At 69.5% G+C, this 20,070-nt stretch carries 17 protein-coding genes; 7 read left to right on the top strand and 10 right to left on the bottom strand.

Translation table 11 applies throughout. The annotated features are described in order from the left end of the window. Positions 1 to 143 precede the first annotated feature (143 nt). Positions 144 to 626, top strand: a complete 483-nt coding sequence (locus ABD333_RS18860; protein ID WP_344542568.1) for a hypothetical protein — start codon at positions 144 to 146, stop codon at positions 624 to 626. Between the two features lie 55 nt (positions 627 to 681). Here the strand turns inward: ABD333_RS18860 and ABD333_RS18855 are convergent, their stop codons facing one another. From ABD333_RS18855 to ABD333_RS18845, 3 genes are all read right to left on the bottom strand, one after another. Then, a complete protein-coding gene (locus ABD333_RS18855; RefSeq protein ID WP_344542566.1) occupies positions 682 to 2,937 on the bottom strand; it encodes an Orn/Lys/Arg family decarboxylase in 2,256 nt (751 codons plus the stop codon). Between the two features lie 156 nt (positions 2,938 to 3,093). After that, the gene (locus ABD333_RS18850; RefSeq protein ID WP_344542565.1) at positions 3,094 to 3,582 is read right to left on the bottom strand and encodes a carboxymuconolactone decarboxylase family protein; all 489 of its coding nucleotides are present in this window, start codon (positions 3,580 to 3,582) and stop codon (positions 3,094 to 3,096) included. After that, positions 3,579 to 4,655, bottom strand: coding sequence for an NAD(P)H-dependent amine dehydrogenase family protein (locus ABD333_RS18845; RefSeq protein WP_344542563.1), 1,077 nt, complete (start codon positions 4,653 to 4,655; stop codon positions 3,579 to 3,581). Before ABD333_RS18845 ends, ABD333_RS18850 begins: the two co-directional genes overlap by 4 nt. Positions 4,656 to 4,807: 152 nt before the next feature. Here ABD333_RS18845 and ABD333_RS18840 point away from each other — a divergent pair, with 152 nt between their 5' ends. After that, the gene (locus ABD333_RS18840; protein ID WP_344542561.1) at positions 4,808 to 5,167 is read left to right on the top strand and encodes a DoxX family protein; all 360 of its coding nucleotides are present in this window, start codon (positions 4,808 to 4,810) and stop codon (positions 5,165 to 5,167) included. 206 nt (positions 5,168 to 5,373) lie between these two features. Here the strand turns inward: ABD333_RS18840 and clpX are convergent, their stop codons facing one another. From clpX to tig, 4 genes are all read right to left on the bottom strand, one after another. After that, positions 5,374 to 6,648: an ATP-dependent Clp protease ATP-binding subunit ClpX gene (gene clpX, locus ABD333_RS18835; protein WP_344542559.1), complete on the bottom strand. Its 1,275-nt coding sequence runs from the start codon at positions 6,646 to 6,648 to the stop codon at positions 5,374 to 5,376. Between the two features lie 175 nt (positions 6,649 to 6,823). Beyond that, positions 6,824 to 7,495, bottom strand: coding sequence for an ATP-dependent Clp protease proteolytic subunit (locus ABD333_RS18830; RefSeq protein WP_344542557.1), 672 nt, complete (start codon positions 7,493 to 7,495; stop codon positions 6,824 to 6,826). 28 nt (positions 7,496 to 7,523) lie between these two features. Next, entirely contained in the window at positions 7,524 to 8,156 is a 633-nt protein-coding gene (locus tag ABD333_RS18825) for a ClpP family protease (RefSeq protein ID WP_344542658.1), read from the bottom strand. Between the two features lie 364 nt (positions 8,157 to 8,520). Next, positions 8,521 to 9,999, bottom strand: a complete 1,479-nt coding sequence (tig, locus tag ABD333_RS18820) for a trigger factor (RefSeq protein WP_344542555.1) — start codon at positions 9,997 to 9,999, stop codon at positions 8,521 to 8,523. Between the two features lie 281 nt (positions 10,000 to 10,280). On the opposite strand from tig, the gene ABD333_RS18815 reads away from it, so the two are divergent. Continuing rightward, positions 10,281 to 11,528, top strand: coding sequence for a hypothetical protein (locus ABD333_RS18815; RefSeq protein WP_344542553.1), 1,248 nt, complete (start codon positions 10,281 to 10,283; stop codon positions 11,526 to 11,528). 6 nt (positions 11,529 to 11,534) lie between these two features. Here the strand turns inward: ABD333_RS18815 and ABD333_RS18810 are convergent, their stop codons facing one another. Both ABD333_RS18810 and ABD333_RS18805 read right to left on the bottom strand, forming a co-directional pair. Beyond that, positions 11,535 to 14,108 carry a Tex family protein gene (locus tag ABD333_RS18810; protein WP_344542551.1) on the bottom strand — a complete coding sequence of 858 codons (2,574 nt, stop codon included), beginning with the start codon at positions 14,106 to 14,108 and terminating at the stop codon, positions 11,535 to 11,537. A 57-nt stretch (positions 14,109 to 14,165) separates the two neighbouring features. After that, positions 14,166 to 16,394: an MMPL family transporter gene (locus ABD333_RS18805; protein ID WP_344542550.1), complete on the bottom strand. Its 2,229-nt coding sequence runs from the start codon at positions 16,392 to 16,394 to the stop codon at positions 14,166 to 14,168. A gap of 261 nt (positions 16,395 to 16,655) precedes the next feature. On the opposite strand from ABD333_RS18805, the gene ABD333_RS18800 reads away from it, so the two are divergent. Next, complete coding sequence (locus ABD333_RS18800; protein WP_410557757.1) at positions 16,656 to 17,924, top strand: sensor histidine kinase; 1,269 nt, start codon at positions 16,656 to 16,658, stop codon at positions 17,922 to 17,924. Beyond that, the gene (locus ABD333_RS18795) at positions 17,876 to 18,520 is read left to right on the top strand and encodes a LuxR C-terminal-related transcriptional regulator (protein WP_344542547.1); all 645 of its coding nucleotides are present in this window, start codon (positions 17,876 to 17,878) and stop codon (positions 18,518 to 18,520) included. Before ABD333_RS18800 ends, ABD333_RS18795 begins: the two co-directional genes overlap by 49 nt. Before the next feature lie 40 nt (positions 18,521 to 18,560). On the opposite strand, the gene ABD333_RS18790 is transcribed toward ABD333_RS18795, so the two are convergent. After that, positions 18,561 to 18,977, bottom strand: a complete 417-nt coding sequence (locus ABD333_RS18790; RefSeq protein WP_344542546.1) for a cupin domain-containing protein — start codon at positions 18,975 to 18,977, stop codon at positions 18,561 to 18,563. A 63-nt stretch (positions 18,978 to 19,040) separates the two neighbouring features. On the opposite strand from ABD333_RS18790, the gene ABD333_RS18785 reads away from it, so the two are divergent. Together ABD333_RS18785 and ABD333_RS18780 are read left to right on the top strand one after the other, a co-directional pair. After that, positions 19,041 to 19,511 carry a MarR family winged helix-turn-helix transcriptional regulator gene (locus ABD333_RS18785; RefSeq protein ID WP_344542544.1) on the top strand — a complete coding sequence of 157 codons (471 nt, stop codon included), beginning with the start codon at positions 19,041 to 19,043 and terminating at the stop codon, positions 19,509 to 19,511. Positions 19,512 to 19,589: 78 nt separating this feature from the next. Beyond that, the gene (locus ABD333_RS18780; RefSeq protein WP_344542543.1) at positions 19,590 to 19,976 is read left to right on the top strand and encodes a tautomerase family protein; all 387 of its coding nucleotides are present in this window, start codon (positions 19,590 to 19,592) and stop codon (positions 19,974 to 19,976) included. The last annotated feature ends 94 nt before the right edge of the window (positions 19,977 to 20,070 follow it).

The following is a 20,070-nucleotide window of genomic DNA, read 5'->3' as shown; positions in this document are numbered from 1 at the left end:
CGTTTCATGTCGTGGGCTTGGCGGCGCGTGGGCTCAGCTGCGCTGGAGACAGCTCGGAGACGTCGTCGAGACGGGGTGGCAGTGGACTTGTCTCCCGTAGCCCAAACAGGGGCTGCGAGCCAGTGCAATCGGAAGGAGAAAGGGTGAACAATTCCCGAGCGCTGAAGACGGGTCTCGCCGGGCTGGCGGCGACCGCGTCCGTACTCACAGTCGCCGTCGCTCCGGCGCAGGCCTCTGCCGCACCGGCCAAGCCAGTGGCAGCGCAGTCATCTGCCGCTGCGTCCGACGCCCAGGCCAAGCGCGGCTACTACGTCACCCTTCGGCACCAGACGAAGAAGTTCAAGGGGAAGTGGAAGGGTAAGGCGTTCTCTCGCAGGGGCCACCCGTACGTGCAGATCGTCGTCCGCTGCTGGTCCGGTGGGGACGGAACCAAGTTCTCAGTAGGCATGGCATGGCGGTACTACGGCATCTGGAACGGACTGTGGTGGAAGGGTAAGTTCCCGTGCGACGGCAAGAAGCGCTACTTCGGCACTAACTTCAAGCACAAGACCCTGCGTGCGGAATTCGTCCTCCACGGCAAGAAGCACACCCTCGAATACTGGGCCCAGAATTACATCCGGACCTGACCGCTCGATGAGCGTAGAGAGGCTCCTGGCGCGGACCGCAGCCAGGAGCCCCGCGCTATGTGGTTACGCAGTCGATCCAGTAGTGGCCGGATTCGTCGCGGGCGGCTCCGTGGATGTCGGTGGCCAGGTACGGGAAGGTGCGGTCGAAGTCCTCCAGGGCGTACAAGTAGCTCATCAGGGGGCCGTCGTCGGGGCCGGTCGACTCGCCTGGCATCAGCATCGGGATGCCGGGTGGGGTCACGACGACGATCGCGGCGGAGGTGCGGTTCGCGAGCTCGCGTAGGGGGACGCGTTCGGTTTTGGAACGGATGAGGGCCTGGTAGCAGGCGGCTGGGGTGAGGACGGGTTCCGGTAGGTCGGTGAAGACCTGATCTAGGAGGTCGTCCAGGTTCGCGTCGCGCAGCTTGTTGTGCACCTGTGTGCACAGGGCGCGCAGGGTGATCCCGGATGGACCGAAGTCGGGCAGGACTTCAGCCAGGGGCAGGTCGGCGTCGTAGGCGCTCTTGAAGTCGATCAGCGCGTCGATGAGAGTGCCCCACTTGCCCTTGGTGATGCCGAGCGAGAACAGCACCAGCAGGGTGTGGTCCCCGATCTTCTCCACGACGATGCCGCGACGCTCCAGGTAGGCGGCCACGATCTTGGCGGGTATCCCCCACTCCGTGGTGCCGCCGGTGGCGTCGGCGCCGGGGCAGGTGATCGTCACCTTGATGGGGTCGAGCATGCAGTGGCCGTCGTCCAGGTCGTCGAATCCGTGCCAGGCCGCGCCGGGCGCTAGGGTCCAGCACTCGGGGCGGGTGGAGAGCAGCTCCAGATCGGCGTTCTCGAACGGCAGGGAACGTCCGGTGCGCGGGTCGGTCACCTCGTCGGGCTGCCACACGCCGAAGAACCAGTCCGGGCGGGCGGTGTCCTCGCGGATGCGGCCGGCGAGCCGCACCATCGCCTGCCGGAAGCGGATCGCCTCGACGATGGCCTCCCCGGTCAGGAACGGCCCGGACGGACCGTCCATCATCGCCGCCGCCACGTCCAGCGAGGCGATCATCGGGTACAGCGGCGACGTGCTGGCGTGCATCAGGAACGTCTCGTTCAGCCGCTCGTAGTCCAGGGGTGCCCGGGGAGCCGGGCGGACGTGCAGCATCGACGACTGCGACAGCGCCGCCAGGAGCTTGTGCGTGGACTGTGTGGAGAACACCGTCGGGCGGCTCGGGCCGGGCAGGGACTCTTCGTCGACGGCCATACCGTACCGCCGGTCGTACAGGGGGTTGAAGCGGCCATAGGCGAACCACGCCTCGTCGAAGTGCACACGTGGGGCCGAGGCGCCCAGCAGTTCGGCGACCCGGACGGTGTCGTAGCACAGGCCGTCGTAGGTCGAGTTGGTGACCACGGCGTACGCGGGCTCGGGAGTTGCTGCGGAGGCGGTGAACGGGTGGTCCGCGAGGCGTTCGCGTACGGCCTCCGCCGAGAGCTTTCCGGCTGGGATGGGTCCCGCTAGGCCGAGCCCATTGCGCTCTGGGACCAGGTAGACCGGGCGGGCGCCGCTGATGGTGAGGGCGTGCTGGATCGACTTGTGGCAGTTGCGGTCGACCAGCGCCAGTTCGTCGCGGGCGATCGCGTGATGGCCGACGATGCGGTTGGCGGTGGAGTTGCCGTTGACCACGAAGAACGTCCGGTCGGCGCCGAAGATCCGGGCGGCGTTGCGTTCGGCCTCACCGATCGGGCCGGTGTGGTCGAGGGGCGATCCGAGCTCGGGAACCGAGATGGACAGGTCGGTACGCAGCAGCCGTTCGCCGTAGTAGTCGAAGAACGCCCGGCCCACCGCCGACTTGAGGAACGCCACGCCACCGGCGTGGGCGGGGGTATGCCAGGAGTAGCGGTGCCGGTCTTCGAGCTTGCGCAGGGCTTCGAAGAACGGCGGGAGGATCCGCTCGGTGTACTCCTCGGCCGCATGGGCGATGCGTCCGGCGATGAAGCCGGGGGTGTCCTCCAGCAGGAGAACGTAGCCCTGGATCACCTCGTACACCCACAGCGGGAGGTCGCGCGGCTCCTGCTCGGCGGCCATCAGGAAGACCGGCAGGCGGTGGAACCGTTTGGTCACCGCGTCGAGGACCTTCTCGCCGCCCCCGTCCCAGCCGGCCAGCATCCCCATCAGCATCGACTCCGACCGGATCACCGCGAGCGCGTCGGTGGTCCGGTGCGTCCATCGGACGCGCAGCCCGTGCTCCTCCATCGCCGTGCACAGACGACGCAGCTGTTCGGCTACCGCCGAGTCCGCATCAGGCCGCTCGTCTCCGGCGACGAGGATCGTTCCCTCCACGGCTGACCTCCATTGCGTCTTGGTGATCCTTCACTCGTGTGCGCTCAGGCAACACGTGACGCAATTTAGGCCAGTCGTGACTTTCTGTGTATGTGTATTTACTAACAGTGTCCGCAAGGACAGTCTTAACACCCCATGGCCGCAAGGGCGCGGACGTCAGCCAGGGCGATGCCCTGGGAGGACGCACATCGTGTCCAGGCCTAGCACACGGTTGAGACGGCCGAAGGCCAGCCAGGAGCCCAGGCTCATGCTCAGCTCGACGACCTCTTTCTGGGTGTAGTGGGCCGACATGCGTTCCCAGAAGTCGTCGTCCAGGTTGTGATGGTCGAGGGCGTAGCGCTCGGCGTACTCGGCGGCGAGGCGGGTGCGGTCGTCGAAGGCGTCCGTGGTACGCCAGTTGATGACGGCCTCGGGGAAGTCGTCCTCGACCTTCTCGCCGTCGCGTTCCGTACGCCAGTCGAGGCAGAAGACGCAACCGTTGATCTGGGCGATGCGCAGGCGGGCGGCTTCGAACTCGCGGAGGCCGAGCGTCGTATGGGCGTAGACGGCGAGGGAGAAGTTGGCGGCGGCGGGGCCGATGCCCGGGATCATCTCGCCCCACACGTACTCGATCGGGTCCTTGCCCTGCGGGATGTCGATGTTCATGGCTTCCTTCCGAGCTTGCCGACCGCGGGACGCAGGGGGACGTCGAGCGCGTCGTAGAGGCCGGGTTCGGCGTCCACCAGCCAGTCGACGGCGCTGACGAGGCGGCCCACCGCGGTGGCGTTGCCTCCCGCGGCACGGTTGCCGCCCTCGTCGGTGGCCTCGACCGTGACCTCGATCCGGGGCCGGCCCTCGATGATCACGCGGTGCGCGCCGTCGCCGTCCGGTGGGGTCGGCCAGTCCGGGGCGCAGGACGGGTGGATGCGGGTGACGTGCTCGATTACGATGCGCGGCTCACCGCCGATGATGCCCTGCACCTCGAAACGCAGGGCGCCCTGGGTGCCCTTCTCGAACTCGCCCATCGTGGTGGTGCTGACGGTGGTGTCCAGCTCGCGCCGGGCCAGCGTCTCGCGGATCTCGTCGAGCTCGACGCCGAGGGCGCGGGCCATCAGGCGGATCTGGCCGCCCCAGACCATGGTCGGGATCGTGGGGGCGACCATGGGCGGCTCGTAGTCCATCGGCTGGCCCATACCGACCAGGTAGCGGACCGAATCCTCCTGGTCGTACGTGGAGTAGTCGAAGATCTCTTGGCAGCGGATCACGTCGATGGTGCCGCCGAGACCGCTGACGAGCAGCGGGAGAACGTCGTTGCCCCAGCCGGGGTCGACGCCGGAGACGAACAGCGAGCCGCCGCCCTCGGCGATCGCGTCCAGAACCGGGGCGCGGAGCTCGGGCGGGGCGTTGCGCTGGTCATAGAGCGCGTAGAGGGACGGGGTGACGACCACCGCCCCGGCCCGGATCGCCTTGGTGATGTCGGTGACGGCGTCATCGGGGCGCAGCTCACCGGACGCCGCGTAAACCACCGCCTGGGGGCGTGCGGCCAGCACCGCGTCGATGTCGTCGGTGGCCGTAACGCCCAGGGCGCGGTCGAGCCCGCCGAGGTCGCCGGCGTCGCGGCCGACCTTGTCGGGGTTGCTGACGAGTACGGCCGTGAGGGCGAGCGCCGGATGTGCTTCGACGGCGCGAATGGCCAGGCGGCCGACGTTGCCGGTCCCCCAGACGATCGTGGAGATCATGACCGGAGCCTAGCAAGCGTTTGGTTGCGATGTGAAGAGGGTCACAGTGGTACCGGGCGCACGTGCGCGCCGAGCCTCACCTTTGCCCGCGCTGTCCCGTCGGACGGAGGAACGAGCCAAGACAGCACAACCAACTCGACAGGAGAACCCCCGTGTCAGTCGCTTACGTGATCGTCACTGTCCTGGCGGCCGCCGCCAATCTCTTCGCCGCTGGTCTGGACTTCGTCCGCCACCCCATGATCGTCTCCAATCTGGCGAAGACGGGACTGTCGGAACGGTGGGTGATTCCGGCCGGCGTCCTGAAAGGCGCGGGCGGGCTCGGGCTGCTGCTCGGCTTCGCGGTGCCGGCGATCGGAACGGCCGCGGCGATCGGCCTGGTGTTGTTCTTTGTCACGGCCTTCGCGTTCCACCTGTGGGCGCGCTTCTACGCGCTGGCCAACTGGTCGGTCTTCTTCGCGCTGTCCGTGGCCGCTCTGGCCGTGGATATCGCCTACCGCGGAGCGTGGGCCTAGCCGTTGGGAACGGCGCTACGGCCCGGCTGACGTGCTCGTGTCATCCCCTGGGCTGGCATGGCGAAGGGCAGTGGGTCCGCGCTCTCCGCGGACACACTGCCCCTACTGCCCCCGGGGGTTCCAGGGGGTCGCCCCCTGGGCAGGCATGGCGAAGGGCAGTGGGTCCGCGCTCTCCGCGGACACACTGCCCCTTCTGCCCGAAGGCGTCAGGCCGACTTCTCGCGGGGTTCGCGCTTGGTGCGTTCGCGCGGGACGAGGGTCGGGTTGACGTGTTCGAGGACGGCCTCCCGCGTGATGACGACACGGGCGACGTCATGGCGGGACGGGACCTCGTACATCACCGAGAGGAGGACCTCCTCCATGATGGCGCGCAGGCCACGGGCGCCCGTGCCGCGGAGGATGGCCTGGTCGGCGATCGCCTCAAGGGCGTCGTCGGTGAACTCCAGGTCGACCCCGTCGAGCTCGAAGAGCCGGTGGTACTGGCGGACCAGCGCGTTCTTGGGCTCGGTGAGGATGTTGATCAAAGCCTCACGGTCCAGGTTGTGCACGCTGGTGATCACCGGGAGCCGGCCGACGAACTCGGGGATCATGCCGAACTTGAGCAGGTCCTCCGGCATGACGTCGGCGAGGACGTTGACCGACTCGTCGAACTCGGTCTTGGAGCGGATGACCGCGCCGAAACCCATGCCCTGCTTGCCGACCCGGGACTCGACGATCTTTTCCAGACCGGCGAAGGCGCCACCGCAGATGAACAGCACGTTCGTGGTGTCGATCTGGATGAACTCCTGGTGCGGGTGCTTGCGGCCGCCCTGCGGCGGGACGCTGGCGGTCGTTCCTTCCAGGATCTTCAGCAGGGCCTGCTGGACGCCCTCCCCCGAGACGTCCCGGGTGATCGACGGGTTCTCGCTCTTGCGAGCGATCTTGTCGACCTCGTCGATGTAGATGATCCCGGTCTCGGCCTTCTTGACGTCGTAGTCGGCCGCCTGGATCAGTTTCAGCAGGATGTTCTCGACGTCCTCGCCCACGTAGCCGGCCTCGGTGAGGGCGGTGGCGTCCGCGATGGCGAACGGGACGTTGAGAAGCTTGGCGAGCGTCTGCGCGAGCAGCGTCTTGCCGGAGCCGGTCGGGCCGAGCAGCAGGATGTTGGACTTGGCCAGCTCGACCGCGTCGTCCCTGCCGTTGTCACCCGACTGGATCCGCTTGTAGTGGTTGTAAACGGCCACCGAAAGGGCTTTTTTGGCCGTCTCCTGCCCGATGACGTACGAGTCGAGGAAATCAAAGATCTCCCGCGGCTTGGGCAGGCTGTCCCACTTGAGGTCGGAGGTCTCGGAGAGCTCCTCCTCGATGATCTCGTTGCAGAGATCGATGCACTCGTCGCAGATGTACACGCCCGGACCCGCGATGAGCTTTTTGACCTGCTTCTGGCTCTTCCCGCAGAACGAGCACTTGAGCAGGTCACCACCGTCGCCGATGCGTGCCACCCAACTGTCTCCTTTTCGTGGGGCCGCCCGCCTGAGAGGATGCGGCGCAGCTCGGTTGCGTCCCGAAGGCTCTCGACGTTGGATTCGACGTTACCGTCTCCAACGGACTTGGTAAGCCCCTCGCCCGGAAGTATGACGACCGGGCTCGGGGTCTCCCCTCATCCGGGTTGCCGTCTCAGGACGACACTACCTCGGCCTTGCGCTTCCTGCTGAGGAAGACGTCGTCGATCAAACCGTACGCCTTGGCTTCCTCGGCAGTAAGGATCTTGTCACGCTCGATGTCGTGCCGCACCTCGGCCAGGTCCTTGCCGCTGTGCTTGGCCAGGATGTCCTCAAGGAGCTCCCGGATCCGCATGATCTCGCGGGCCTGGATCTCGATGTCGCTGGACTGCCCGTAGGTGCCCTCGGTCGCGGGCTGGTGGATCAGGATCCGCGAGTTGGGCAGCGCGGCCCGCTTGCCGGGCGTGCCGGCGGCGAGCAGGACGGCCGCGGCCGAGGCGGCCTGGCCGATGCAGACGGTCTGCACGTCCGGCTTGACGAACTGCATCGTGTCGTAGATCGCCGTCATGGCGGTGAACGAGCCGCCGGGCGAGTTGATGTAGATGCTGATGTCACGGTCCGGGTCGATCGACTCCAGCGTGATCAGCTGGGCCATCACGTCGTTGGCCGACGCGTCGTCGATCTGCACCCCGAGGAAGATGATCCGCTCCTCGAACAGCTTGTTGTACGGGTTCATCTCCTTGACCCCGTACGTGGTCCGTTCGACGAACGACGGAATGATGTAGCGGTTGTCGACGGGCGTCACGCCCCCCGCCGTCACCAGGTTAGGCCTGATCAGGTCGCTCACTGTGTGCCTCCGATAAAGGATTCAGTCGTCAGGAGACGGGGCCCTCGGAGGGCACCTGCGTCGCGCTCTCCACCACGTGGTCGACGAAGCCGTAGTCCTTGGCCTCGGCGGCGGTGAACCAGCGGTCACGGTCGGAGTCGCGCTCGATCTGGTCCAGTGGCTGGCCGGTGTGTTCGGCGATCTTCTCGGCGAGCGTTCGCTTGACGTACAACATCTGCTCGGCCTGGATCTTGATGTCGGAGGCCGTGCCGCCGATGCCGCCCGACGGCTGGTGCATCATGATCCGCGCGTGCGGCAGGGCGAAGCGCTTGCCGGTCGTGCCGGCGCAGAGCAGGAACTGCCCCATCGAGGCGGCAAGGCCCATGCCGACCGTCACGATGTCGTTCGGGACGTACTGCATGATGTCGTAGATCGCCATGCCGGCGGTGACGGAGCCACCTGGCGAGTTGATGTAGATCGTGATGTCGCGGCGGCCGTCCTCGGCGGACAGCAGCAGCAGCTCGGCGCAGATGCGGTTGGCGATGTCGTCGTCGACCTGCTGGCCGAGAACGACGATCCGCTGACGCAGCAGGCGCTGGAAAAGCTGCTCACCCAGGGGAAGCAGGGGCGCCTCGGCCACCCGCGCCTGGATCGGCGACGACTCGTTGAAAGTCGGAGGCATGCTCACCGGGTGTTCCTCCGGTCCTTTAATCGGTTCGGATGATTGGACATTAACGCGCTCCCGACCCCGTTTAAGCCGCCAGGCCCGCCTTTTCGCTGGGGGCGTATCGCTGTGCTGTCTTCTTCTGCGGCCTCGGGGACCTCGCCTGGCGGCTCGGCCCCGAACCGCCGAAGGGTGGCGGGTGGGGGGTGTAGAGGGCGGGCGACATCGCTTCGCGATCTTCGCCGAAGCTTCGCTGGCGCTCGCTTCGGCTCAGCGCCGCGCGTTCGCGTGCGGGGCCGGGCGTCTAGGGCGGCGGAACGGCAAAAGCCCGGCCTGGTCCCTGCGGTGGGGCCAGGCCGGGCTCAGGAAGCCTCAGATCGCGTCAGGCGTCCTTCTTGTCGTCGTCCTTGGTCTCGGGGACCTCGGCGGCCTCTGCCTCGTCTGCGGCGGCCTCAGCGGGCTCCGCCGTGTCGGCGGTGTCGGCGGTGTCCGTCTCGGCGGTGTCCGTCTCGGCGGTCTCGGCTTCGGTCGTCTCGCCGTTCAGTTCGCGGCGGACGGCCTCCACGTCGATCACGTTGCCGTCCTCGTCCTTGATCGTGACGTGCTCGACCACGAGGTTGAGGGCCTTGCTGCGCAGGACCTCGGACACGATCGCCGGGAGCTGGTTGTTCTCGGTGAGGTACTCGGCCAGCTGCTGCGGGGCCACGCCCATCTGCATGGCCTGCGTGACCACGTACTCGCTGAGCTCCTCGTTCTCGACACCCAGCTCCTCCTGAACGGCGAGCTGGTCGAGCACGAAGCCGCCCTTGACGGCCAGCGCGGCGGCGTCGGCCACCTCCTGGTCGAAGTCCTCCTCGGACTTCTCCTCGTCCTTGAGGTAGTCGGCCTTGCTCATGCCGGCCATCTGCAGCTGCTGCTCCAGCTGCTGGTTGCGGCGGCCGATCTCCTCCTCGACGACCTTCTCCGGCAGCGGGATCTCGACCTTGTCCAGCAGGGCCTCCAGCGCCTTGTCACGGGCGGCGGAGAGCTGCTGCATGCGGGTCTGGCGGTCGAGGCGGGACTTCACGTCCTCGCGCAGCTCGCCGATGGTGTCGAACTCGCTGGCCATCTGGGCGAAGTCGTCGTCCAGCTCGGGCAGGTTCTTGACCTTGACGCTCTGCACCGTGGCGGTGACCTCGGCCTCCTCGTCGGCGCGCTCGCCGCCGACCAGGGTGCTGGTGAACGTCTTGCTCTCGCCGGCCGAGAGGCCGACCAGCGCCTCGTCGAGGCCCTCGATGGCCGACTTGCTGCCGACCTCGTAGGAGTAGCCGTTGGTGGAGGCGTCCTCGATGTTCTCGCCGTCGATCGTGGCGGTCAGGTCGATGGTGGCGAAGTCGCCCTCCTCGACGGCGCGCTCGACGGTGGTCAGCGAGGCGAACCGCTCGCGCAGGTTGTCGACGGTCTCGTCGATCTGCTCGTCGGTGACCTCGGCGTTCTCGACGGTGACCTCGAGGCCGTCGTAGTCCGGCACGTCGAACTTGGGCCGGATGTCGACCTCGGCGGTGAACGCGAACTGCTCACCGTCGTTGAGCTCGGTCACCTCGACGTCGGGCTGGCCGAGGACGAAGAGCTCCTTCTCCTCGACGGCGCGCCCGTACAGCTCGGGCAGCGCGTCGTTGACCGCCTCCTGCAGGACCGCACCCCGGCCGACGTACTTGTCGATCAGCGGGGCGGGAACCTTGCCGCGGCGGAAGCCCTTGATGCTGACCTGCTGCGAGATCTCCTTGTACGCCTTGTCGAGGTTCGGCTTGAGCTCGTCGAACGGAACCTCGACGGTGAGCTTGACCCGCGTGGGGGTCAGCTCCTCGACATCGGTCTTCACTGGGGTAGGTCTCCTTGGATCCGGCGCTGTCTCGGCCGCGGCGTTCGAGGTTCGACGCGTACTCAGCCAATCAGTCTCTAGAGTCGGGCGCGGGCACGCCGAAGGACCGGCTCCGCGCCTCGCGCGCCAAGTCTATGGGGTCCCGGCCCCGGCTGAGGACATCGGTGGCGGAGAAGACGCAGGGAAAAACCAGGATGGGCCCCCGAGCGTCGATCTCTTTCCGTGACGGATGTTGTGCAAGGGTGTGACATACCGCACGTCAACCCTCATACTCGTTCGGGATGAACGGGATAGTTGCGGCCTTTGGGGCGACCGGGCTCTATTACATCGGCTTCGCCATCTTCAAGCTCGCCGCGGACCGGATGGAGCCGGTCCGGGGCAACCGGATCCCGCACATGGCATGGGTGATCGTCACCAACTGGATCTTTCTGGTCGGCCTGGCGCTCGTCCTGGGCGGGCTCAGCCTGCAGATCCTCGCGCTGAGCAAGGTGTCGCTGGGCATCGCCGTCCCGATCTTCATGTCCGGGGTCATCCCGCTGATCCTCATCGCGATGGCGTTCTTCGGCGAGCGCATGACCGCGCGCGAGTGGCTCAGCCTGCTGCTGATCGGCGCGGCGATGGCGCTGCTCGCACTGTCGATCGGCGACCCGCCGCCGCTGGAGGCGGTCGACGTGCCGCTCTGGAAGCTCGGCGTGGTGGTCGCACCGGCGATCGTGGTGCCGCTGCTGATCATCGTGCTGAGCGACTACCGGCCGGACGGACGGCACGCGCGGCCGATCACGGGCATCGCCTACGGGCTCAGCTCCGGCTTCCCGGTGGGGACGGCCGAGCTCGCGATCAAGGGGTGGAGCGACAACGGCGCCAAGGGCCTCGACATCCTGTCGACCCCGTACCCCTACATCACGGTGCTGTCGGCCGCGCTCGGCTTCGGCATCATGGTGGCCGCGTTCCAGCGCTGCCGGGTGACGATCGTGGCGACCGTGATGACGGTGAGCGCCAAGTCCTACCTGCTGCTCATGGGCACGTTCATGTACGCCGAGCCGTGGCCGAGCGACCTGCGCCACTTCTCGCTGCGGCTGGGCGCGCTGGCACTGGGCGCGATCGCGGTGCTGCAGTTCCCCCGGCACCATCCGGTACGCGCCGACGAGGGGCCGGAGTACGAGGAGGTGCCGCCCGCTCAGGATCCTTACGGCCAGGCGTCACCTGCTACGCGCGCCCCGCTGACGCGGGCTCCCCTCCTTCGGGACCCGCTGGCCGGCATCCAGCTTGCGGGCGCCACCCCGCTGGCGGCACCGACACCACCGCAGCCGGACGTGCCTCCGCATGGCCAGCCGCCGGTTCAGCCGGACGTGCCGCCGCCAGGTCAGCCGCCTGCCCCACCTCAGCCCGGCCAGGCGTACGGCCATGAGCCCGACCCGGCGTACGGCCAGCCGCAGGCACCGCCGCCGCCCGCACGGCCGGAGGGGACGCAGACCGGACGGTATCCCGCCCGGCCGACGCCCCCTCAGCATGGCCCTTACGAACGCTAGGAGCGCCTAGCGGCGCTTGTCGCGTCCTTTACCGCCGCCCTTGCCCTGGCTAGGGAGGCCCTTGTCGAGGCCTGCCCGCCGCAACGCGTCGGCCATGGCCCCGCCACCGCCGCCGCCCGAGCCCGAGCCCGAGTCACGGCCGCCGCGGCCACCCTGACCGCCTTGACCGCCGCGACCGCCTTGACCACCCTGGCCGCCTTGACCGCCGCGGCCACCCTGACCGCCGCCGCCTCGCCTGCCCTGCTGGCCGCCTTCCTGGCCGTTCCGTGGCCCACCGCCGCCGCGCTGGCCGCCGCCCCGCTCGCCGCCGCGCTCGCCGCGGCGGGCTGAGCCTCCGCCCTGCTGCTCGCGGCCACCGGCCGGCCGCGGCGACTCGTCCTCAAGGCGCAGCGTGAGCGAGACGCGCTTGCGCTGCAGGTCGACGTCCAGCACCTTCACCCGCACGATGTCACCGGGCTTGACGACGTCACGCGGGTCCTCGACGAACTTGTCCGACATCGCGGAGATGTGGACGAGCCCGTCCTGGTGCACGCCGACGTCCACGAAGGCACCGAACGCCGCGACGTTCGTGACGACGCCCTCCAGGATCATCCCGGCCTTGAGGTCGGCGAGGGTGTCGACGCCCTCCTTGAACGTGGCGGTCCTGAAGGCGGGCCGCGGGTCACGGCCGGGCTTCTCCAGCTCGGCGAGGATGTCGGTGACGGTCGGCAGGCCGAACGTGTCGTCCACGAAGTCGGCGGGCCGCAGCGAGCGCAGCACCGCCGTGTTGCCGATCAGCGCGCGGACGTCGTTGCCCGCCGCGTCGATGATGCGCCGCACGACCGGATACGACTCGGGGTGCACGCTGGAGGCGTCGAGCGGGTCGTCGCCGCCGGGGATGCGCAGGAAGCCCGCGCACTGCTCGAACGCCTTGGGCCCGAGCCGCGCCACGCCCTTGAGACCGGCGCGCGTGCGGAACGGCCCGTTGGCGTCGCGGTGGGCGACGATGCTCTCGGCCAGGCTCTCGCCGATGCCCGACACGCGGGTGAGCAGCGGCGCGGAGGCGGTGTTGACGTCGACGCCGACCGCGTTGACGCAGTCCTCCACGACGGCGTCCAGCGAACGCGAGAGCTTCACCTCCGACAGGTCGTGCTGGTACTGCCCGACCCCGATCGACTTGGGGTCGATCTTGACCAGCTCGGCCAGCGGGTCCTGGAGGCGCCGCGCGATCGAGACGGCGCCGCGCAGCGACACGTCCAGGTCGGGCAGCTCCTTGGAGGCGAAGGCCGAGGCCGAGTACACCGACGCCCCCGCCTCCGACACCATGATCTTGGTGAGCTTGAGGTCGGGGTGGCGGGCGATGAGGTCGGCGGCGAGCTTGTCGGTCTCGCGCGACGCCGTGCCGTTGCCGATCGCGACCAGGTCGACCTTGTGCTCGCGGCAGAGCCGGGCGAGGGTCTCGATCGACTCGTCCCACTTGCGCCTGGGCTCGTGGGGGAAGATCGCGTCGGTGGCCACGACCTTGCCGGTGGCGTCCACGACCGCGACCTTCACGCCGGTGCGCAGGCCGGGGTCGAGGCCGAGCGTGGCGCGCGTCCCGGCCGGGGCGGCCAGCAGCAGGTCGCGCAGGTTGGCGGCGAACACCTTGACCGCCTCGTCCTCCGCCTCCTGCCGCAGCCGCGTCCGCACGTCAAGACCCAGGTGAACGAGGATGCGCGTGCGCCAGGCCCAGCGCACCGCGTCGCCCAGCCAGCGGTCGGCGGGCCGCCCCTGATCGACGATCGCGAAGCGGCGGGCGATCTCCGTCTCGTACGAGCTGCGCCCCTCGGCCGGCTCGGGCTCCGGCTCCAGGTCGAGGTCGAGGATCTCCTCCTTCTCGCCGCGGAACAGCGCGAGGATCCGGTGCGAGGGCAGCTTGGTGAACGGCTCGGCGAAGTCGAAGTAGTCGGCGAACTTGGCGCCCGCCTCCTCCTTGCCCTCGCGGACCTTGGACACGATCCGGCCCCGCGACCACACCTGCTCGCGCAGCAGGCCGATGAGGTCGGCGTCCTCGGCGAAACGTTCGACCAGGATGGCCCGGGCGCCCTCCAGCGCCGCCGCCGTGTCCGTGACGCCCTTGTCGGCGTCCACGTACGCGGCGGCCGAGGCCTGCGGGTCGTTCGACGGGTCGGTCAGCAGCAGCTCGGCGAGCGGCTCCAGCCCGGCCTCGCGGGCGATCTGGGCCTTGGTGCGGCGCTTGGGCTTGTACGGGAGGTAGATGTCCTCCAGCCGGGCCTTGGACTCCGCGGCCATGATCTGGGCGCGGAGCTCGTCGGTCAGCTTGCCCTGCGACTCGACCGATTCGAGGATCGCCGCGCGCCGTTCCTCCAGCTCGCGCAGGTAGCGCAGGCGTTCCTCAAGGGCGCGGAGCTGCGCGTCGTCGAGCGCGCCGGTCGCCTCCTTGCGGTAGCGGGCGATGAACGGCACCGTCGATCCGCCGTCGAGCAGGTCGACGGCGACCTGTACCTGCCCCTCCCGGACGCCGAGCTCGTCGGCGATCCGGCGGCTGATCGAGACCGGCGCGACGCCGGTGGTGCCTGTCTGGCTGGTGGACGCTGTCACGACTGGAATCCCGCTCTCTTCCCTGGGTATCGCCAGTGCATTGTGCAGGAACGTGCCTCACTTGTCGCGCGGAGATCCAGGAACGTGGCGCCGGGGGGCAGGTAGGCCGGGCCACCAGTTGGCCGGGCCGAGCAGCGTCATCAGGGCGGGTAGCACCACGATCCGGATGACCACGGCGTCGATCAGGACGGCCACGGCGAGCCCGATGCCCATCTGCTTCATGTCCATCAGGCGCATGGCGCCGAACAGCGCGAAGACCGAGATCATGATCACGGCGGCGCCGGTGACCACGCCCGCCGACCGGGTGATGCCGTCGGCGACCGCCTGCCGGGTCGGCAGGCCCGCCGCGGCGGCCTCGCGGATCCGGCTGACCAGGAAGACGTGGTAGTCCATCGACAGCCCGAAGAGCACCGCGAACAGGAACAACGGGATCCAGGCGATGATGTGCCCGGTCGAGGTGAAGCCGAGCGGCCCCTCGGCCCACGTGTGCTGGAAGACCAGCACGAGCGCGCCGAACGCGGCGCCCACCGACAGCAGGTTGACGGCGATCGCGGTGAGCGCGACCACGACCGAACGGAACATCGCGGCCATCATCACGAACGTCAGGAGCAGCACGAAGCCGATGACCAGCGGCAGCCGTTCCTCCAGGCGCTTGCCGAAGTCGTGGCTGTCGGCGGCCTCTCCGCCGGTCCAGTGCTCGGCCCCCGCGACCCGGCCGGCGGTGGCGGGCAGCAGTTCGGCGCGCAGCCTCCGCACGGCGTCCTGGGCCTGGTCGGAGCCGACGTCGTACGGGGAGGCCAGCACGAGCGTGTGCACGCGGCGGTCGGCGGACTGCCGCACCTGCGTCGTGACCGGGGCGAAGAGACGGTCGTCACGGGTCATGGCGGCCAGCCCGCGCAGGGCCTGCCGCGCCTCCCCCGCGCGTTCGGCGGGCGCGCGGACGACGACGAGGTGGGAGGTCGATTCGCCGGGGAACGAGGCGGTCAGGCGGTCGTAGGTCCGCATGGCCGGGATGGCGCGGGACAGTTCGTCGGTCGTGGTCGACCTGAGGTCCATGCCCAGGGCGGGCAGTGCCAGCGCGCCGAGCCCGAGCACCGAGACGAGCAGCGTGGCGGCCGGGCGGCGCAGCGCCGGGCGGAGCAGCGCGGGCCACAGGCGCGGCGGCCCCTGCCGCGTCGCCGTCAGCCGCCAGACCAGCGGCACGCGAGGACGGTCGACGCGCGGGCCGAGCTTGGCCAGCACGGCCGGGAGCACGGTGACCGAGCCGAGCATCGACACCGCGACCACGACGATGGCGGCGGAGGCGAGCGAGGTGAAGATCACGTGGCCGGTCAGGAAGAGCCCGGCCATGGAGACGATCACGGCGACGGCGGAGACGACGACCGCGTGGCCGGACGTGGCCGCCGCGATCTCGATGGCGGCGAGGTGGTCGCGTCCCCTCGCGCGTTCCTCACGTTCGCGCCGCAGGTAGAACAGCGAGTAATCGACGCCGACCGCCAGCCCCATCAGCATGGTCATGCTGGTCGCCGAGTCGTACATCGGGACCAGGTGGGAGACCAGCGCGGTCAGCCCGACCGCGCCGACCACGGCGGTGATCGCCAGCAGCAGCGGCACGCCCGCGGCGATGACGGCGCCGAACGCCACCAGCAGGATGACCAGCGTGATGGGCAGCCCGATCAGGTCGGCCTTGAGCAGGTCTTCGACGATGAGCTCGCCCATGCCGTGCTGGATCGAGGCGTCGCCCGCCTGCTCGATCCGCAGGCCGGGGTGGGCCCGCTGGACCTCGGCCGTCTGCGCGAGCAGTGGCTCGACCCGTTCCTTGGCCGTCTCGGGGTCGCCGCGCATGGTGATGGGCAGCAGGATCGCGTCGCCCTTGGGTGAGGGGGACGGCTGTCCCACGGCGGCGACGTCGGGCAGCTTGCGCATCCGCTGCGCGACCTCGCCGGCGGCCTGCGCGGCGCGTGCCTGGTCGAGCGCGCCCTGCCGCGCCGAGATGAGCACGTTCTCGCCCGCCGGTTCGGCGACGCCGTGCGCGTGCGCGACCGCGGCGGCGCGGCCGGACTCGCCGGTGCCCTGATCGATCAGCGTCGCCTTGTCGGTCCCGGCCGCGCCGCCGATGACCACGCAGGCCACCACGAACGCGAGCCACATCCCGATCGCGCGCCACGGATGGACGGCGCTCCACCGCGCCACCCGGACCGTCGCGCCCTGCCCCGGTTCGCGTCTGGCCCGCTTCGTCCGCCTCGCCCGCCGCCTTGGGCGCTGTCTCGGCTCCTGCGTGCCCATCGACCGCATGTTCATCGGCCGCCCTCGCTTCTCGTCCTCGCGGAATGGAAACCCACGACCTCGATGCTCTTGGCGGCCGGAACGGCGGGCACTGGCCTCAACTCCCCCTCCGGGGTAGGGCTTCACCTCCCCTTTCCGGCGCCGAAAGGAGGACCTAGCACCACCCACGCGCGCCGGCGGACGGACCACAATGAGCTGATCGGCGGTAGAAGGAGGCAGGAAACGGTGAGTGACCGCGACGGCAGCGACGCCCCCGAGGGGATGGTCCACCGCTGGTTCCTCTCGGCCGTACGCGGCCTGATCCAGGTGGTGCTCTCGCAGGCGGTGAACATCCCCCTGTTCGTGCTCGCCGTCGTGTCGTTCGCCCTGATCCCGATCGGCGTCGGCGTCTTCCTGCTGCCGCCGACGCTGCTCGCGCTGCGCGGGCTGGCCAACCAGGAGCGGAGGTGGAGCGCCGAGTGGTCGGGCGTGGCGATTCCCGTCCCGTACCGGCCCGAGCCGCCCGCGTCGGCCAATCCGTTCCGCCGTCTGGGGTGGCTGCTCAGGGACCCGGCGACGTGGCGCGACGTGCTGTGGTCGCTGGTGAACGTCCCGGTCGGGCTGCTGCTCGGGCTGCTTCCGGCCGCTCTGGTGGTGTACGGGATCGAGGGTGTCCTCGTCGCTCCCTTGCTCGCCGAGATCATCGGCTACGGCTGGGGGCCGTTCTGGCCCCTGGACGAGTGGGGGCTGGTCGGCACCGTCGGCTCGATCGTGCTGGGCGGCGCGCTCACGGCGGCCGGGGTGCCGCTCGGCCCCCGCTTCCTGCGCGCGCACGCGCTGTTCAACCGCTCGCTGCTCTCCCCCACCCGCGGCGCGCTGGAGCGGCGCGTCCAGGAGCTGACCGAGACACGGTCGGAAACCGTGGACGCCTCCGCGGCCGAGCTGCGCCGGATCGAACGCGACCTGCACGACGGGGCGCAGGCCCGGCTGGTCGCGCTCAGCATGAACATCGGCCTGGCCGAGGAGCTGATGAAGTACGACCCCGAGGCCGCCCAGAAACTGCTCGTCGAGGCGCGCGAGGCCAGCGGCACGGCGCTCAGCGAGCTGCGCGGCCTGGTGCGCGGCATCCATCCGCCCGTGCTGGCCGAACGCGGCCTGGAGGGCGGCGTGCGGGCGCTCGCGCTGTCGCTGCCGCTGCCCGTCGACGTCGTGATCGACCTGCCGGGCCGGGCCGAGGCGCCGGTGGAGTCGGCCGCCTACTTCGCCGTCGCCGAGATCCTCGCGAACGTCGCCAAGCACAGCGGCGCGCGGCGGGCCTGGATCGACGTCCACCACGCGAACGGCGCGCTCAAGATGATCGTCGGCGATGACGGTCTCGGCGGCGCCGACCCGGAAGCGGGCTCGGGGATGCGGGGAATCGAACGCAGGCTGGCGGCATTCGATGGGACGATGGCGGTGTCCAGTCCGCGGGGCGGACCCACCGTCGTGACCATGGAGCTTCCGTGCGCGTTGTCATCGCCGAGGACCTTGCCCTCCTCCGGGACGGACTGATCCGCCTGCTGGAGGCGTTCGACTTCGAGGTCGTCGAGGCGGTCGACAACGGGCCGTCGTTGCTGCGCGCGCTGACCGCCCATCGCCCGGACGTGGCCGTGGTCGACGTGCGGCTGCCGCCGACGTTCACCGACGAGGGGCTGCGGGCCGCGCTGGAGGCGCGCAAGGAGATCCCCGGCCTGCCCGTGCTGGTCCTGTCGCAGCACGTCGAGCAGCTGTACGCGCGGGAGCTGCTGAGCGACAGCTCGGGCGGCATCGGCTACCTGCTCAAGGACCGCGTCTCGGACGTGAGCCAGTTCGTCGACGCCGTCCGCCGGGTCGCCGACGGCGGCACCGCGCTCGACCCCGACGTGGTGGCCCAGCTGCTCACGCGCCGTGCCCGCGAGGAGCCGCTGCAGGCGCTGACCCCGCGCGAACGCGAGGTGCTCGGGCTGATGGCCGAGGGACGGTCGAACGCGGCGATCGCCGGCAAGCTCTTCATCACCGAGAAGGCGATCAGCAAGCACACCAACAACATCTTCGGCAAGCTCAACCTGCCGCCGTCCGAAGACGACAACCGCCGCGTCCTGGCCGTCCTCACCTATCTCAACGCGTGACCGCTCACCAGCGTGTGAGCAGTCCCCAGGAGGCGGGTGCTCACCGCACCCACGGCGGAACGAGGCGTTCGGCCGCCTTGGGCGCCAGGTCGCACGGGTCCTGCGGGCCTTGGCCGTCGGGGTTGTAGACCTGGCTGCCCGCGGGCGCGACGACCACGGCGACGAAACCGTGGTCAGGCTCGGTGAACACCTGGCGCGTCACGTCGGCGGGCATCACCAGGGTGTCGCCGGCGGTGACGGTCAGCTTCTCGTCGCCGAGCCGGACGGTCGCGCCGCCCTCGACGAACGTCCACACCTGCTCGGTGTCGAAGGCGTGCAGCGGGCCTTCGCGGCCGGGCAGCATGTCCACCCGCCACATCGCCGTTCCGGCGCCGCCCTGGGTGGGCGAGGCGAGGGTCGTCATGACCCCGTTGGGGGTCTCGGTACGGCGTGCGTCGGCGTTCCGGATCACAGTCATCGGAGTCCCATCCGTTAGAGTTAGACAACGTTGTTGTCCATATAGTTAACGAGGTTGTCTTTTATGTCAAGCCCGCCTGGCTTCGAGCTGCCGCTGCGCCTGCTGCTCGGCTTCCGCGTGATCATCGATGAGCTCCACGCCGAGCTGGCCCGGCGCGGCCATCCCGGGATGAAGCCGATGTACGGGTTCGCCTGCCAGGCCATCGGCCGCGGCGGGGGCGTGACCGCCGTCGAGCTCGGCCGCGCGATGGGCGTCTCGAAGCAGGCGGCCGGCAAGACCATCGACCAGCTGGAGAAGCTCGGCTACGTCGAGCGCGCGACCGATCCCGCCGACGCGCGCCGCAAGATCGTCCAGCTCACCGCGCGCGGCGTCGAGAGCCTGACGCTGTCCGAGCAGATCTTCGACCAGATCCGCGCGCGCTGGGCCGAGACCCTCGGAGCCGACCGGGTCCGGGCGATGGAGGAGGATCTGCGCCGGATGACGCCTCCGGACCCGTTCCAGCTCGACATGCCGCGATGGTTCGGCACGTTCTGAGACATCCGGCGACGGGGCCCGATGCCGTCGCGCCCGGCGGGCGGACCTAAGATCACAGGTTCCGGCGAGAGGACGTTCATGACCCAGGTGAAGATCTACGCACGGCGTGACGTGTGGGCGGAGCGGCGCGGGGAGATCTCCGACCTGGTGCAGGAATGCCTCGCCGAAGCGTGGCGGCTGCCGGACGACAAGCGGTTCCAGCGGTTCCTGTGGCTCGGCTCGGACGACCTCGTCGCGCCCCAGCGCGGCGAGCGTTACCTCGTCATCGAGATCCTTTGCTTCACCGGCCGTGGCGAGGACGCCAAGCGCGCATTGATCCGCACGTTCTATGAACGCCTCTGCGCCGCGCTCGATCTCGGCGCCGCCGACCTGGAACTGACGATCATCGAGATGCCCGCGGTCAACTGGGGCATCCGCGGCGTCCCCGCGGACGAGCTCACGCTCTCCTATCCCGTCGAGCTCTGACCGCTCCGCCACCGCTCGCTGTCGAGGTAACCCGAGGTGAAGCAACCGCTCTAGACCAGTGGAGCGGCTTTTCGGCCTGCCCGTTGCATGCGCT

Source organism: Actinomadura fulvescens, assembly GCF_039533225.1.
Taxonomy (GTDB): Bacteria; Actinomycetota; Actinomycetes; order Streptosporangiales; family Streptosporangiaceae; genus Spirillospora; species Spirillospora fulvescens.
This window is presented reverse-complemented; position numbering and strand designations above follow the sequence as displayed.